This window comes from Arthrobacter sp. RAF14, from assembly GCF_052114185.1.
In the GTDB taxonomy this organism is placed as follows: domain Bacteria; phylum Actinomycetota; class Actinomycetes; order Actinomycetales; family Micrococcaceae; genus Arthrobacter_E.
This window is the reverse complement of sequence record NZ_JBFREG010000007.1, coordinates 129,133-144,257: the sequence shown is the minus strand read 5'-3', so window position 1 is coordinate 144,257 and position 15,125 is coordinate 129,133. Positions and strand designations below refer to the sequence as shown.

Annotated in this window: 11 protein-coding genes; 9 read left to right on the top strand and 2 right to left on the bottom strand. The window is 62.3% G+C overall.

The features are described 5' to 3' along the window. Nucleotides 1–66: 66 nt before the first annotated feature. A complete protein-coding gene (metE, locus tag AB4Y75_RS14765; RefSeq protein ID WP_441436631.1) occupies nucleotides 67–2,391 on the top strand; it encodes a 5-methyltetrahydropteroyltriglutamate--homocysteine S-methyltransferase in 2,325 nt (774 codons plus the stop codon). Nucleotides 2,392–2,495: 104 nt separating this feature from the next. Here the strand turns inward: metE and AB4Y75_RS14760 are convergent, their stop codons facing one another. Beyond that, nucleotides 2,496–2,993 carry a DUF2004 domain-containing protein gene (locus AB4Y75_RS14760; RefSeq protein WP_441436630.1) on the bottom strand — a complete coding sequence of 166 codons (498 nt, stop codon included), beginning with the start codon at nucleotides 2,991–2,993 and terminating at the stop codon, nucleotides 2,496–2,498. Between the two features lie 154 nt (nucleotides 2,994–3,147). Continuing rightward, nucleotides 3,148–4,059 (bottom strand): LysR family transcriptional regulator, encoded by a 912-nt coding sequence (locus tag AB4Y75_RS14755; RefSeq protein ID WP_441436629.1) that lies wholly within the window; start codon nucleotides 4,057–4,059, stop codon nucleotides 3,148–3,150. 414 nt (nucleotides 4,060–4,473) lie between these two features. On the opposite strand from AB4Y75_RS14755, the gene nrdH reads away from it, so the two are divergent. The 8 genes from nrdH (at nucleotide 4,474) to AB4Y75_RS14715 (ending at nucleotide 15,033) form a co-directional block, all read left to right on the top strand. Beyond that, nucleotides 4,474–4,716, top strand: a complete 243-nt coding sequence (gene nrdH, locus AB4Y75_RS14750; protein WP_441436628.1) for a glutaredoxin-like protein NrdH — start codon at nucleotides 4,474–4,476, stop codon at nucleotides 4,714–4,716. Nucleotides 4,717–4,939: 223 nt separating this feature from the next. Further along, the gene (gene nrdI, locus AB4Y75_RS14745; RefSeq protein WP_441436656.1) at nucleotides 4,940–5,440 is read left to right on the top strand and encodes a class Ib ribonucleoside-diphosphate reductase assembly flavoprotein NrdI; all 501 of its coding nucleotides are present in this window, start codon (nucleotides 4,940–4,942) and stop codon (nucleotides 5,438–5,440) included. A gap of 32 nt (nucleotides 5,441–5,472) precedes the next feature. After that, nucleotides 5,473–7,593: a class 1b ribonucleoside-diphosphate reductase subunit alpha gene (gene nrdE, locus AB4Y75_RS14740; protein WP_441436655.1), complete on the top strand. Its 2,121-nt coding sequence runs from the start codon at nucleotides 5,473–5,475 to the stop codon at nucleotides 7,591–7,593. Nucleotides 7,594–7,680: 87 nt separating this feature from the next. Continuing rightward, nucleotides 7,681–8,658 (top strand): class 1b ribonucleoside-diphosphate reductase subunit beta, encoded by a 978-nt coding sequence (gene nrdF, locus AB4Y75_RS14735; protein WP_441436627.1) that lies wholly within the window; start codon nucleotides 7,681–7,683, stop codon nucleotides 8,656–8,658. A gap of 208 nt (nucleotides 8,659–8,866) precedes the next feature. Further along, complete coding sequence (locus tag AB4Y75_RS14730) at nucleotides 8,867–9,718, top strand: TnsA-like heteromeric transposase endonuclease subunit (protein WP_441436626.1); 852 nt, start codon at nucleotides 8,867–8,869, stop codon at nucleotides 9,716–9,718. Continuing rightward, a complete protein-coding gene (locus AB4Y75_RS14725; RefSeq protein WP_441436625.1) occupies nucleotides 9,711–11,747 on the top strand; it encodes a Mu transposase C-terminal domain-containing protein in 2,037 nt (678 codons plus the stop codon). Before AB4Y75_RS14730 ends, AB4Y75_RS14725 begins: the two co-directional genes overlap by 8 nt. After that, nucleotides 11,744–12,802: a TniB family NTP-binding protein gene (locus AB4Y75_RS14720; protein WP_441436624.1), complete on the top strand. Its 1,059-nt coding sequence runs from the start codon at nucleotides 11,744–11,746 to the stop codon at nucleotides 12,800–12,802. The genes AB4Y75_RS14725 and AB4Y75_RS14720 overlap by 4 nt, the downstream gene beginning before the upstream one ends. Beyond that, the gene (locus AB4Y75_RS14715; RefSeq protein WP_441436623.1) at nucleotides 12,802–15,033 is read left to right on the top strand and encodes a zinc-ribbon domain-containing protein; all 2,232 of its coding nucleotides are present in this window, start codon (nucleotides 12,802–12,804) and stop codon (nucleotides 15,031–15,033) included. Before AB4Y75_RS14720 ends, AB4Y75_RS14715 begins: the two co-directional genes overlap by 1 nt. Nucleotides 15,034–15,125: the final 92 nt, after the last annotated feature.

Below are 15,125 nucleotides of genomic sequence, written 5' to 3'. Positions count from 1 at the left end.
GGCCCGAGGACGCGTCGACGTCCCCGGCCGGCCCGCAGAAGACCTGTACCCAGAAAAGGACTCATCATGACCGCACAGACCCCTTTCCCCGCAGCCAGCCTCCTCGGTTACCCCCGCATCGGCCGCCGTCGTGAGCTCAAGAAGGCCGTCGAGGCTTACTGGGCCGGAAAGATCGACGCCGCAGCTCTGGACGCCGCCGCGAAGGAGATCCAGCTGAGCAGTGCCCGCCGTCTGGTGGAGCTCGGCCTCGACGAGCCGGCCGCCGTTCCCGGCACCTTCTCCTACTACGACCAGGTGCTCGACGCCGCAGCCCACCTGGGTGCCGTCCCGGCCCGCTTCGGGACTCTCCTCAACGCCGAGGGCGTCCTGGACATCGACGGCTACTTCACCCTGGCCCGTGGCTCCAAGGAGCAGCAGCCGCTCGAGATGACCAAGTGGTTCGACACCAACTACCACTACCTGGTGCCGGAGATCGGCCCGGAGACGGACTTCCGCCTGACGTCCTCCCGGCTGGTCGAGGAATTCGAGTACGCCCTGGCCAACGGCATCGAAACCCGTCCGTACCTCGTGGGCCCCGTGACCTTCCTGCTCCTGTCCAAGGCCTCCGACGACGCCCCGGCGGGCTTCCAGCCGCTCTCCCGCCTGGAGGACGTCCTGCCGGTCTACGTCGAACTGCTGGGCAAGCTGGCTGCTGCCGGTGCCAGCTGGGTCCAGCTCGACGAGCCTGGCCTCGTGGTCGATCAGGACATCCCGGCGGAGCAGCTCGACGCTGCGGTGACCCGCGCCTACGAGGTCCTCACCGCCGCGACCGAGCGCCCGCAGATCCTGGTCTCCACTCCGTACGGTTCGCTGGACGGCCAGCTGGGGGCCCTCGCCGCGAGCAGCATCGACGCCCTGCACGTGGACGTCTTCAAGGGCGCCGTGCCTTCCGAGGCCGCGCTGGCCGCGCTGGGTTCCAAGACCCTGGTGGCCGGTGTGGTGGACGGGCACAACATCTGGCGGAACGACCTGGCCGCCTCCGCCGCCACCCTGGACGCCCTCAAGGGATCGACCGCACGTCTGACCGTCTCCACCTCCACGTCGACGCAGCACGTGCCGCATGATGTCGCGGAGGAGACCAAGCTCTCCGAACAGCTCAAGTCCTGGCTGGCTTTCGCGGACCAGAAGGCCGTGGAAGTGAAGACCCTGGCGGCCCACCTCGCCGATCCGGCATCGGCACAGGCGGCCATCGACGAGGCTTCCGCCGTGATCGCCTCCCGCGCCACCGCGGAGGGCGTCCGCCGCGAGGACGTTCGGAGCCGCACCGCCGCGCTCACGGACTCCGACTTCAGCCGCTCCGACTATGCGGTCCGCGAGGCCGCCCAGGAGGCCGCGCTGCACCTGCCCGCCCTTCCCACCACCACGATCGGCTCCTTCCCGCAGACCGCGGAGATCCGCTCGGCCCGCGCCCGGAACACCAAGGGTGAGCTGAACGACGCACAGTATGAGCAGCTCATGAAGGACGAGATCAAGCGCGTGGTGGATCTCCAGGAGGAGCTGGGCTACGACGTGCTGGTGCACGGCGAGCCGGAGCGCAACGACATGGTGCAGTACTTCGCCGAGAATCTGGAGGGCTTCGACGTCACGGTGCACGGCTGGGTCCAGTCGTATGGTTCCCGCTGCACCCGCCCGTCCATCCTCTGGGGCGACGTGACCCGTTCGGCCCCCATCACGGTGGCCTGGGCCGAATACGCGCAGTCGCTGACCGAGAAGCCCATGAAGGGCATGCTCACGGGTCCCGTGACCATCCTCGCGTGGTCCTTCGTGCGTGACGATCAGCCGCTGGGGGAGACCGCCAATCAGGTGGCCCTCGCCCTGCGCGACGAGATCACCGATCTGGAAGCCGCGGGCATCAAGGTGGTCCAGGTGGACGAGCCCGCGCTGCGCGAGCTCCTGCCGCTGCGCAAGGCGGATCAGCCGGCGTACCTGAAGTGGTCCGTGGATTCCTTCCGCCTGGCGACCGCCGGTGCGCAGGACGCGACCCAGATCCACACCCACCTCTGCTACTCCGAGTTCGGCGTCATCATCGAGGCCATCGACGGTCTGGACGCGGATGTGACCTCGATCGAGGCCGCACGCTCGCGCATGGAGGTCGTGCACGACCTCGAGTCCCACGGCTTCGGCCGCGGGGTGGGGCCGGGCGTCTACGACATCCACTCGCCGCGCGTGCCCGGCGAGGCCGAGGTGATCGAGCTGCTCTCCACCGCCGTCAAGCACGTGCCGAGCCGTCAGCTCTGGGTCAACCCGGACTGCGGCCTGAAGACCCGCGGCTACGAGGAGACCGAGGCTTCGCTGCGCAACCTGGTGGAGGCCGCGAAGGCCGTCCGTGAGGAGATCGGCGCGAGCGTCTGACGCTCTGCCTGACGGGCTCCTCGCCTGACGGCGTTTCAGCCTGACGACGACGGCGGCGGGTCACCCGGGAAGGGTGGCCCGCCGTCGTGCGTCAGGGAGTCCGTCTAAGCCCAGGTGATCTCGTCATCCACCACGCCGTCGGCATCGGCGGTGGCCACCAGCACCTCGTCACTGAAGTGCTCGCCGAGCGTGAAGTCCAGGACGAAGTAGCGTTCGGGCTGATCCGGGAAGATGCCGACGTGCCCGAGCCGGAGGGCCCGGACGAAGCTCTGGTCGTCCACCTCTTCCGTGGTGCCGAACGTTGCCCAGCGTTTCTCCTCGTCGAGGCCTTTGCAGTGGAAATGACGGAACTCCTGGACCTGGCTGTCCTCCTGGCCGAGTTCGTCGGTGATCAGGTCCTTGATCTGATCGACCAGTTCGGGGAGGTAGTGGAGCCGGTAGTCGGCTTTATGCACGGAGGCCTGGTCCGGGCGCTCATGCGCGGCGTAGTTGAGTTCGATCTCCACCGGGACCCCGTGCACCGTATGCCGGGTGGAGAAGCAGTGCGCCGTCCCGTGATTGAGTTCGAGCTCACCGAAATGCTCGCTGATGACCGTGCTCATGTGTTCAACATAGACCGGCCCGGCTCCGCTTTCCAGACTTGCCCGCACGGCGTTTCCGGGTTACGCGGCGCTTCCGTGGGAGCCGGCAGCGGAGACAGCCCTGGAGTAGTCAGCGCTGAAGTGGTCAGCCCTGAAGTGGTCAACGCTGGAGTAGTCAGCGCTGAAGTGTTTCGCGCAGGGTGTCGGAGAGCAGTTCGAGGAAAAGGTCCACCCGGGGCCCGCCCTTGCCGCCCGGCAGGAGGGCGAAGACGTTGCGGGCCAGGCGGATCTCCGGGACGTCCAGGATGGCGATCCCGTCCGGACGGTGGCCGAGCGCGAGCTCGGGGACCAGGGCGGCGCCGAGGCCCGCAGCGGCCATTTCGACGCTGGCGGTGAAGTCGTCACTGTGAGCCACCACCCGAGGGTGCAGACCGCAGCTGGCGAAGAGCCGTTCGATCACCACGGCGTCCGCGGTGCCGGGGTGGTGGACGATCCATGGCATGCCGGAGAGCTGTTCGGCGGCCACGGTGGCGCCGGGGGAGAAGCGCCAGGACGACGGGACCACCACCCGGAAGTCGTCGTCGCCGATCCATTGGCGGCGCATCGAGTGCGGCCAGGCCAGCCCGCTCTGTCCCACCTGGTAGACCAGCGCGAGATCGAGTTCGCCGCCGTCCCTCAGGCCCTGGATCGTCTGGCCGGGTTCGGCGACCGAGATCTTCAGTTCGATCCCCAGCCGGGTCCAGGTGGGGTTGCTCATGATGCGGGGCAGGACGTAGGTGGCGAGGCTGGGGAAGATGCCCAGCCGGAGTTCCTGGCGGGATTCGTCCTGGGCTTTGGAAGCGGCCGCCAGCAGAGCCTCGATGTCCGTGAGCACCTTGGTGGCGTGGCGGCTCATGGCCTGGGCCGCCTCGGTGGGGACGATGCTCCGGGCGTGCCTCTGGAAGAGCTCCACCCCGGCGTCGCGTTCCAGGGCCGAGATCTGCTGGGAGACGGCGGAAGCGGTGTAGCCGAGCTGCTGAGCCGCGGCCGCGAAGGAGCCGTGCCGGATCACCGCGAGCAGGGTTCGCAGGTGCACTGGGTTGATCACGGGTGGCCTTTCCGCTCCGGGGTCGTCCCAGACAGTGTAGGCGGTCCGCCGGAGGTGACGCGGGGCACCCACGGCACCCTCTCGGCGACACGCCGACAGCGTGCGACACGCAGCGAATTAAATGTGCCAAACCTCATGCACAGCTTGTGGACCGAGGGGGCCTTAACTGCGGATTTCCGGGCAAGATCAACCCCCTGGGCTGTGGACAAACGGTGGATAGAATGACATGCTTGTAATACAGCATCTTGGGGTGCAAGACGGGGCGTTGCACTACATGTAGTATCGACATACGCAATCGGGCCACGAGGTCCTGCACTGGGGATTCCGCTGGAAAAGCAGGAATCCGGGTGTTCCGGAAGGGGACGCGGTGCAGGCGGAAACGCAGCCCAAGCAATGACTGAAGGGGAGAGGGACATGACCGTTACGGTGTACACCAAGCCAGCCTGCGTCCAGTGCAACGCCACCTACCGCGCTCTGGACAAGAAGGGCATCGTCTACCAGAGTGTGGACGTCTCCCAGGACCCTGAAGCCCTGGAGCGCCTGAAAGAGATGGGCTACATGCAGGCCCCCGTCGTGGTCACGGAGAACGACCACTGGTCCGGCTTCCGTCCGGACAAGATCGCGGGCCTCGAGGCCGCGGCCACCGCGGTGGCCTGACCCCTTCCGGCACTCGGACGACGACCTTCCGCACGACGACGGCGGCCCATCGCCGCGTGACGCAGCCTCCATGGTGAGCGGCACGCAGAGCCGGTGGCGCCGTCGTCGGGCAGGAACCGTCGTCGCACGGCAGGAGACGCGCCGCAGCTGCGCTGTGGCGACCCGGGACCCCGCGGGCCCCGCGACGAAGTGAACTGACAACAGACTTGATGGGGTGACTTCGATGGCAACGCTCACGCGTGATCCTCACGGAACGCGGGACGCCAAGGCCGGACATGACGTGGAGAGGGGAAGCTTCCGCGTCACGTCCAGTCACCTCATCTATTTCTCCTCGGTCTCCGGGAACACCCGGAGGTTCGTCGAGAAGCTCGGGAGGAACGCGGACAGCATCCCGCTTCTCCCCACGGAAGAACCACTGCTGGCCACTGAGCCGTTCGTCCTGGTCCTCCCCACCTATGGGGGCACCGGGGGACACGGTTCGGTCCCCAAGCAGGTCATCAGATTCCTGAATGTTGAACAGAACCGCAAGCTGATCCGGGGCGTGATCGGAGCAGGGAACACCAACTTCGGGGACAACTACTGCATGGCCGGTGACATCATTGCCGCCAAATGCCATGTTCCCCACCTGTACAGATTTGAACTGATGGGCACGCCGGACGACGTGCGCCGAGTCAACGAGGGATTGGACACGTTTTGGACACGACTGTCGCAGAACCAGAACTGAGTGAGGTTTCCGTGAAGGCTGAGAAGGCCCCACTGCCGGAGGCGTACAAGGGCCTGGGTTATCACGAGCTGAACGCCATGCTGAACCTCTACGGTCCGGACGGCAGGATCCAGTTCGACGCGGACCGCGAGGCCGCGCACCAGTACTTCCTGCAGCACGTCAACAACAACACGGTGTTCTTCCACGACCTGGAAGAGAAGCTCGACTACCTCATCAAGAACCAGTACTACGAGCGCGAGACGCTCGATCAGTACACGATGAACTTCATCCGTGAGCTGTTCAACCGCGCGTACAAGAAGAAGTTCCGCTTCGAGACCTTCCTCGGCGCGTTCAAGTTCTACACGTCCTACACGCTGAAGACTTTTGACGGCAAGCGGTTCCTGGAGCGCTACGAGGACCGTGTCTGCATGGTCGCGCTGCACCTGGCCCGCGGCAACGAAGAGGTCGCGCTCGGCCTGGTGGACGAGATCATCGAAGGCCGCTTCCAGCCTGCCACCCCCACGTTCCTCAATGCCGGCAAGGCCCAGCGCGGCGAGCTCGTCTCCTGCTTCCTGCTGCGCATCGAGGACAACATGGAGTCGATCGCCCGCGGCATCAACTCCGCCCTGCAGCTCTCCAAGCGCGGCGGCGGTGTGGCCCTGTCCCTCACCAACATCCGTGAGCACGGCGCCCCGATCAAGCAGATCGAGAACCAGTCCTCGGGCGTCATCCCCGTCATGAAGCTCCTCGAAGACAGCTTCTCCTACGCGAACCAGCTGGGCGCACGCCAGGGCGCGGGCGCCGTCTACCTGCACGCGCACCACCCGGACATCTACCGCTTCCTGGACACCAAGCGTGAGAACGCCGACGAGAAGATCCGCATCAAGACGCTGTCCCTCGGCGTCGTCGTGCCGGACATCACCTTCGAACTGGCCAAGAAGAACGAGGACATGTACCTCTTCTCCCCGTACGACGTCGAGCGCGTCTACGGGATCCCCTTCTCCGACGTCTCGGTCACCGAGAAGTACTACGAGATGGTGGACGATTCCCGGATCAAGAAGACCAAGATCAACGCCCGCGAGTTCTTCCAGACCCTCGCGGAGATCCAGTTCGAGTCCGGCTACCCGTACATCATGTTCGAGGACACGGTGAACCGGGCCAACCCGATCGCCGGCAAGGTCACCATGAGCAACCTCTGCTCGGAGATCCTCCAGGTGTCCACGCCCAGCATCTACAACGATGACCTGTCCTACGAAACCGTGGGCAAGGACATCTCCTGCAACCTGGGCTCCATGAACATCGCCAAGACGATGGACTCGCCGGACTTCGGCTCCTCCATCGAGACCGCGATCCGTGCGCTGTCCGCCGTGTCCGACATGTCCTACATCAACTCGGTGCCGTCCGTGGCCGAGGGCAACGCCAAGAGCCACGCCATCGGTCTGGGCCAGATGAACCTGCACGGCTACCTGGCACGCGAGCGGGTCCACTACGGCTCCGAAGAGGGCCTGGACTTCACCAACATCTACTTCTACACAGTGCTGTACCACGCGCTGCGGGCGTCCAACCGCCTCGCGATCGAGACCGGTGAGACGTTCGGCGGCTTCGAGAACTCCAAGTACGCCAGCGGCGAGTTCTTCGACAAGTACACCGAGCAGGAGTGGGTCCCGGCCACCGAGCGTGTCCGCGAGCTGTTCGCCAAGCACCACATCCCCACGCAGGATGACTGGCGCGAGCTCAAGGCTTCGGTCATGGAGCACGGCATCTACAACCAGAACCTCCAGGCCGTGCCGCCCACCGGTTCCATCAGCTACATCAACAACTCCACCTCGTCGATCCACCCGGTGGCCGCCAAGATCGAGATCCGCAAGGAAGGCAAGATCGGCCGCGTCTACTACCCGGCGCCGTACCTGACGAACGACAACCTGGAGTACTACCAGGATGCGTACGAGATCGGCTACGAGAAGATCATCGACACCTACGCCGCCGCCACGCAGCACGTGGACCAGGGCCTGTCCCTGACCCTGTTCTTCAAGGACACGGCCACCACGCGTGACATCAACAAGGCGCAGATCTACGCCTGGCGCAAGGGCATCAAGACCCTGTACTACATCCGCCTGCGCCAGCTCGCGCTGGAGGGCACCGAGGTCGAGGGCTGCGTCTCCTGCATGCTGTAGGACTCTCCGACGACGGCGGCGCGTGCCGCCGTCGTCGGTCCTCACTCTGATCACATTCAAGACATCACAGGAAACAAGGGACGATCGATGAGCGCCGAGAAGGTCAAGCTGCTGGGCCACGTTGAGGCCATCAACTGGAACCGCATCCAGGACGAGAAGGACGTGGAGGTCTGGAACCGCCTGGTCAACAATTTCTGGCTGCCGGAGAAGGTGCCGCTGTCCAACGACGTGCAGTCCTGGCACACGCTGACGCCGGCTGAGCAGCAGCTCACCATGCGCGTGTTCACTGGCCTGACGCTGCTGGACACCATCCAGGGCACCGTCGGCGCCGTGTCGCTGATCCCGGACGCTCTGACGCCGCATGAAGAGGCCGTGTACACCAACATCGCCTTCATGGAGAGCGTGCACGCCAAGAGCTACAGCTCGATCTTCTCCACGTTGTGCTCCACCAAGGAGATCGACGACGCCTTCCGCTGGTCGCTCGAGAACGAGCACCTGCAGAAGAAGGCTCAGATCGTCATGGATTACTACCAGGGCGAGGATCCCCTCAAGCGCAAGGTCGCCTCGACTCTGCTGGAGAGCTTCCTGTTCTACTCGGGCTTCTACCTGCCGATGTTCTGGTCCAGCCACGCCAAGCTGACCAACACCGCCGACCTGATCCGCCTCATCATCCGTGACGAGGCCGTGCACGGCTACTACATCGGCTACAAGTTCCAGAAGGGCCTGGAGCTCGTTTCCGAGGAGAAGCGCCAGGAGATCAAGGACTACACCTTCGAGCTGCTGTTCGAGCTGTACGAGAACGAGGTGGCGTACACCCACAGCCTCTACGACACGGTCGGGCTGAGCGAGGACGTCAAGAAGTTCCTGCACTACAACGCCAACAAGGCCCTCATGAACCTGGGCTACGAGGCGATGTTCCCGTCCTCCGTGACGGACGTGAACCCGGCGATCCTCTCGGCGCTGTCCCCGAACGCGGACGAGAACCACGACTTCTTCTCCGGCTCGGGTTCGAGCTACGTGATCGGCAAGGCCGTGAACACCGAGGACGAGGACTGGGAGTTCTGAGTTCCCTGCGCTCTCCGCGCTGACGCAGCGCGTCTGACGCACGATGTGAGTTTCCAGAATAGTTGGCGGTCTCGTCGAACAGAGGCCGTTTGAGAAGGGGCGGATCCTCCGAGCATCCGCCCCTTCCTTCGTGTCCCGACTTGGGTCGTTCACCCGACACTCCAGCGGACCACTCGCACCTGGGCAACTAGGTCAGTCTCGGCGTTTCATGCTGCAGTCTGACATCACCGGTGGTAGACCTATCTCAACATGCCTAAGACTCGGTTTTCTTGTAGAGGAGATGGCTGGCATGGGAGTGGGAAATCGGAAGCGCTTAGTAGATCCATGGCGTGGGGCTATAAATACTGGTGCAGTAGCGGCGGTTGCCTGGACTGGCTCTGACGGACACGTTCATACGTCAGTCGCCGACGGCCGATGTTGCAACGTCGACTTTTCGGATGTCCAGCGCTCTCGTCGACCTGCCGACTATCGTCACCGGCGCAACTATGAGGGGTACTACTGGTGCTCTGGCACAGGTGATCGGATCTGGTATGAATCGATGGTTGAATACTCGGCCCTCATGGACCTTGACCACCGTTGCCACCTGACCGCTGTCACAGCTCAGCCATTCTGCATCCTCTTCCCAGACGGGACAAGGCACTATCCCGACTTTCTCACCGTGCACAGCTCCGGGCAGAGGATCCTCTATGACGTCAGGCCCGTAGAGCGGATTGACGACAGGGCCCTCGAGCAGTTTGCGAAGACGGAATCTCTTTGCTCAGCAATCGGCTGGGGCTATCACGTTCACCCTGGTGTTTTGGGTGTACCTCGGCACAATCTCGAGTGGCTGGCCGGCTATCGTCACCCCGTCGCCGCGCCTTCGGACTCCGAGCGGGCGTTAATCTTGCGATTGGCTGCTTCGCCAATAGCGCTATCCGCTCTAGCGGAGAGTGTCAGCGCAGAGGTGCCATCTCGGGCAATGCCGTGGATTTATCACTTGATGTGGAAGCAGTTGCTCATCTACGACGATTCACGGCCTCTCGGGTGGAGGACTCAAGTTCGGAGCGATTCGGATGGATGAGCTCAGAGTCGGAGATCGACTGAGCTTGGAAGACGGTGACTACGTTCTTGAAAGCTTCGACGGCGTAAATCTGCGGCTACGAGACGAAGCCACGTCAGAACGCCAAATTGTGCACATTACGGCCCTTCCCGGCCTTCTGGAGGCACCGCGGGGCTATGGGCTCAGCTCACGTGGTCCACGCGATTTTCCGCTCCAAGGGGAGCAGATCTCGAAGCGGGTGGTGTTTCTTGCCGCCCATCTCGATGAGGTCCTTTCAGGAACGCCCTTAACCGGGGGAGAGGCTCGTGCTGAGTACGACCTTGGGTCCACCACGTTGCGAGTACGACTCGAGCGGAAATCAGCTGAGCTGGACGCGGCAGGGATGCCGGTCTCGGTCAGGTCATTGGAGCGGTGGGCGGCCGCTTACAAACGGGGAGGCAAGCCCGCGCTGACCGACGGCAGACTATACCGCCGCCAGCAGCCACTCGGGCATCTCGACGATCGAGTCGCTGCAATCCTCGCCAGTAAGATATCGGCGGAGACAAATCGCTCCTCGGGAACAGTGACCAGGCTCATTCAGGAGGTACGGAATGAAGTGATGCTCAAATATCCGGTGGAGCAACCCTTAATTCCGTCGGATAGTACTTTGCGACGCTACATCGCCTTGTTGTCAAAGGGTAGGTACACCACCGGCAACGCGATGAATCGCCGAACAGCGGCGAACCCTCCGGATCGCATGTACAACTCACGGGTCGCCATTGCTCCCGGGCACGAGGTCCAGGTAGACACGTCCCCTTATGACATTTTGGTTGTGGTCGGGTATGACGACGTGGCGAAGGCCGTCCGTGTCGGCAGAGCCAAATTGGTGATCATGCTCGATAGAGCCACTCAGAGCATCATTGCAACGAGCATCAGAGTCGGCGCGGTCACCGGGGCCGATCTGGCATTCATGCTTGCCCAGTGCCTGACACCGCGGGTTTTGCGACCTGGCCTATTTGCGGCGTTCAACGAGTATGAACTGGCCGAGATGCCTTGGGCGAAACACCTCTCCGCCTCGGAGGCGGAGAGGTACGAGACAAGGCGGCCCTTCATCCGCCCGCAACGAATCATGAAGGACAACGGAGCGGACTACGCATCTGAGGTGTTTGAAGCAGCATGCCGAAGATTCGGAATTGACACCACGAGTGCCGCCGCCAGAACCCCTACCGATAAGGCACACGTCGAGCGTGCGTTCGGCACAATCAGGACCCGGTTTGCGCAGTACGTTCCAGGATTCACCGGTGGGAGTGTCGATCGTCGTGGTGAACATCCGGAGAAGGAAGACCTCCTGGACGTCTACACCCTTGCTGAGCTTTTCGATCGATGGGTGAGCATCGTCTGGCAGAACATGAAGCATGAGACACTCCGGGACCCGTTGGTGCCTGGCCTGGTCCACTCCCCAAATTCGATGTACATGGCCATGTTTCCCGTTACGGGCTTTGTACCGATGCCTCTGGGACCCGACGATTACATTGCCCTACTGCCGACAGTAAGCCGGTCGATTCAGCTGGACGGTATCACCATCAACTACCGTCGCTATGATGCGCCAGAACTCCATCCATTTCGGCTTCAAAAGTCCTCTGAACCCCGGGCCGGAGGACAATGGACCGTGCACTACAACCCGCACGATCCATCTGCAGTGTGGGTTCGTGACCCGACAGACGAGACCTGGATCCAATGCGATTGGATCAACAGAGATGCATTCGCGAAGCCCTTCTCGGCAGCGATCCGCCGAGAGGCTCGCGAGATAACCTCGTCCCTCAATGTTCTTGGGGATCAAGAGAGTGCCGCACTCACGATCGAACTCATCGGACAGACCAAAGTAGCCCGGCGCCGCCAGGCCGAGGCACAGGAGCGCCAAGAGTCCGCGTTGCATCTAGCCGAGATAGCAGGTGCGTCATTCCCATCCCCAGAATCGGCAATACACGCGAAGGCGGCAGGCGCATCTGATGTCAGCACCGAAGTCGAAGAAGTACGGATGTTTGATCCGGAAGACGGGTTTGACTCATGATGTTCGGTGACATTCAGGCTCCTGTTCTCGACCGGTATGAGGATCTGACTCAGTACCTTTCGCAGCGTGATCAGCGTCCTGAGATACTGTCTCTAGAAGGTTACGAGCGGCTCGGTGACCTGGAACGACAGCTGTATGACACGGCTCGGCTGGACTACCTTGGGCGCGGATTCACCGTGGAGACGCAGTACGTCCGGAGTCTGTTGAGGAGCGTGCAGCTGGCGATCTTAGGCAACCGCGGTCGTGCTGCGGGCCGAGCCGGTGTCATGGTTTCAGGAGAGTCCTCGATTGGGAAAACAACGGCCTGTCTTGCCATGATGTGTAGAATCTACGCTCGCTTTGGGCGGGATCGCCCGGACCACGCATTGACCGGAGCTATTCCCGTGACCTATGTCGAGGTTCCGGCCGGTTCCTCAGCGAAGGCGATGATCGGGCGGTTCGCAGAGTTTTACGGTGTTGATTCGCCCCGGCAACTGACCTTGGAGCGCATCCTGCATTCCGTAGTGACTGTCATGCGCAGATGCTCAACTCAACTTGTCGTGGTTGACGAGTTGCAGAATCTGAACCGAATTAGCCGGGGCAACGGAGAGTCTGTTGACGTCCTCAAGAGTCTGTCGAATCAGGTACCCGCAACCTTCGTCTACTCAGGAATTAACGTCCATCAAGGCGCATTGCTGACAGGAGAACGAGGAAACCAGATCAGTCGACGGTTCAGTTTGGTCGAGATGCACCGACATGGCTACGCGAACGGCGAGCAGCAGAAGATCTGGAACGGCATCGTTATGGCCTTCTCGAAAGAACTCCCTTTACTTGCGCATGACCACATGGTCTTGCTGGCAGAGGCACAGTGGCTTCATCAGCGTAGTGGCGGCAACATCGGTACCTTGCAGCGACTGCTCGTTGGAGGTGCTCAGCTCTTGATTCTTGACGGTGATCCCACGCACGAGAGTCTGACACGAGAGCATCTGGAGACGATCCCGGTAGACATGGCCGCTGACGGTGTGGAACCTGTAATGTCCCAACCGCCAGCCATGCGTTCGGCACGGCGAGATTGATGCCTGCGGCCTTGCGGCGCTACCCGGTGCGCGTACGGCCCCTACATCTGGAGACTGCAGAGAGCTTCGCTCAGCGGCTAGTAGTCGCGCAAGGCCTGCCCGAATCAGTGGTCAGGACCGAATGCCGAAGGCTTCTCGAGAACGACCGTTCGCTCGATACGGAAATGGCCCTCTGGCAGTGGTGCGAAGCAAGGGGTGGTCTGAAGGACTGGTACTTTGCGGAGCGTTTTGAACTCTTCTACAGGTCCAGTCCTGAGCTGCCGCTTAAAGGCCGGGGTATGTCCAACGACGGAGGACTACCGGACCGATTCGCGTGTCGCAAATGCGCCATGGGTGAGCGGGTGAGTCTGATAGACCACGCTGACTACAACTGCTGTCTACATCACGGGCTGTGGACGGGTCCAGGCGTCGAGCCACGAGACCAGTGCGAGGTCAGTGACGAAGTCAGACGCGCGGAGGTGCTCTTTCGTCGACTTCGTGTCGCTGGGCGCGCCAGCATGTGGTTGTTGTCGAGACTTGCGGATCTGATCTCCAGGGAACAGGGCCGTCCCCCAGTGCTACGGATCCTGAACGAACAGAATTACCGTGCGGTGGTCAGTCTGGCGCAACTCGTCACCGACCGGAGCCTGCATCGTCGTCTATTGACTCCGACCCTGACGTTCGCGCAGGCTCGATGGGTTTTGAGCACTGAGGTTGCACATCGTCTGCCTGGAGCGAGTGCTGTGTTCATTGATGGTTTGTGGAAGCTGCTCAGGCCAGCATTTCAGGCGGTCAGGGATGCTCTGCTGGGTCAGGCGATTGTTCCATCACAATACTGCGACATGATCTGTCTGGACCCCGACGATGTTTGCGCCGGCGCCCGAGCCTGGCGCCCCCTGGAGCCCTTCTCCCGATACCTTGTACAGACTCAGTGTTGCCTGACTGATCAGAAGCAGGAACACGACGAACTTTTCCAGGTCCCCTTCGGCTCACGCGTCGACGATCGAGTACTGCTGTTGTGTCCCCATGGACATTGGCATTCGCGTGACACGCAAGCGGAGGCATCGGACTGTTCCGTCGAACACACGAGCTGTCCGTACTGCTCGGGGCGACGAGCTCTTCCCGGATTCAACTCGATGGCGGAGACTCATCCTCTGCTCGCCTCTCAATGGGATTTTGACGGAAATGGAGCCGTGACACCGTCGGATGTCAGTGGGGCAGGCAACGGGAACTCGTACTGGTGGGTGTGCCCACTCGGCCATAGATATTCAGCGGCTCCAAATAATCGCAGCAAGGGCCAGGCATGCCCCTACTGTGCTGGCCGACGTGCGCTGCCAGGTTTCAATACCTTAGACGTCACTCACCCTGAACTCGCATTGCAATGGAATCGTGAACGCAACCTTTTCTTTAGCCCGGAGATGGTGACCGCCGGGATGCGGCAAGTCATTTACTGGACGTGTCCTTTGGGCCACGATTACCAGGCACGCCTCGATGTCAAGAGCAGCTCTCGAGGCTTTGACTGCCCGGTGTGTCGGAACCGTATCGCCGTTGCGGGGGTAAACGACCTCGCCACTACTCATCCTGAGATAGCCGCACAATGGCATCCTCACCTCAACGCCAACACGACTCCCCACGAAATTGTTGCGAGCACTTCGCAGGACTATTACTGGCAATGCGAGCACGGCCATACCTTCACGGCAGCAGTAATCACCCGAGTGAAAGGACAGGGCTGTCCTTACTGCGCGGGGAAATGCGTCTGGCCGGGATTCAATGACCTAGCTACGACGCACCCGCAAGTTGCTGAGCAATGGGATGCCGAGGCGAACTGGCCGTGGACCAACCACCAGGTGACTGCCGGATCACGGTTCGAGGCCGCATGGAAGTGTGCCTGGGGTCATCGGTACCGCAGGCGAGTGAGTGAACGTGTCAAAGGCCTCGGATGCCCCTACTGCGCGCACAAGAAGCTCTTGCCCGGCTTCAACGACTTCGCCACCGAACGTCCAGACATCGCGGCGGACTGGCACCCAACCAAGAATGGACACCAACGGCCGGAGACCATGCTCGCCGGCAACAAAGAGTGGTGGTGGCAGTGCCCCCAAGGTCACGAAGAATATGGAACCGTGCCCAACCGCATCAAGACGAACGGATGCGTCAGCTGCCGCCGAGAAGCTCGCGCACGATCTCGCCGGGTAGACAGGTCGCTGGGCGAGCTTAACCGGCTGCTCCAAACCAGGAATGAACGTCCACATTGAGATCGGGATACCATAGCCAACCTGCCTCAGAAACTGAGCTCTTCGAGCGTGGATCTTCAATACGCGCCGGAAATTGAGCACTAGATGTTCTG

Excerpts from the sequence above, each read along its gene's own strand:
- AB4Y75_RS14725 (WP_441436625.1), top strand. The coding sequence starts at position 9,711 with ATGGATGAGCTCAGAGTCGGAGATCGACTGAGCTTGGAAGACGGTGAC.
- nrdI (WP_441436656.1), top strand. The coding sequence starts at position 4,940 with ATGGCAACGCTCACGCGTGATCCTCACGGAACGCGGGACGCCAAGGCC.
- nrdH (WP_441436628.1), top strand. The coding sequence starts at position 4,474 with ATGACCGTTACGGTGTACACCAAGCCAGCCTGCGTCCAGTGCAACGCC.
- AB4Y75_RS14720 (WP_441436624.1), top strand. The coding sequence starts at position 11,744 with ATGATGTTCGGTGACATTCAGGCTCCTGTTCTCGACCGGTATGAGGAT.
- AB4Y75_RS14760 (WP_441436630.1), bottom strand. The coding sequence starts at position 2,993 with ATGAGCACGGTCATCAGCGAGCATTTCGGTGAGCTCGAACTCAATCAC.
- nrdF (WP_441436627.1), top strand. The coding sequence starts at position 7,681 with ATGAGCGCCGAGAAGGTCAAGCTGCTGGGCCACGTTGAGGCCATCAAC.
- AB4Y75_RS14715 (WP_441436623.1), top strand. The coding sequence starts at position 12,802 with ATGCCTGCGGCCTTGCGGCGCTACCCGGTGCGCGTACGGCCCCTACAT.
- AB4Y75_RS14730 (WP_441436626.1), top strand. The coding sequence starts at position 8,867 with ATGCTGCAGTCTGACATCACCGGTGGTAGACCTATCTCAACATGCCTA.
- metE (WP_441436631.1), top strand. The coding sequence starts at position 67 with ATGACCGCACAGACCCCTTTCCCCGCAGCCAGCCTCCTCGGTTACCCC.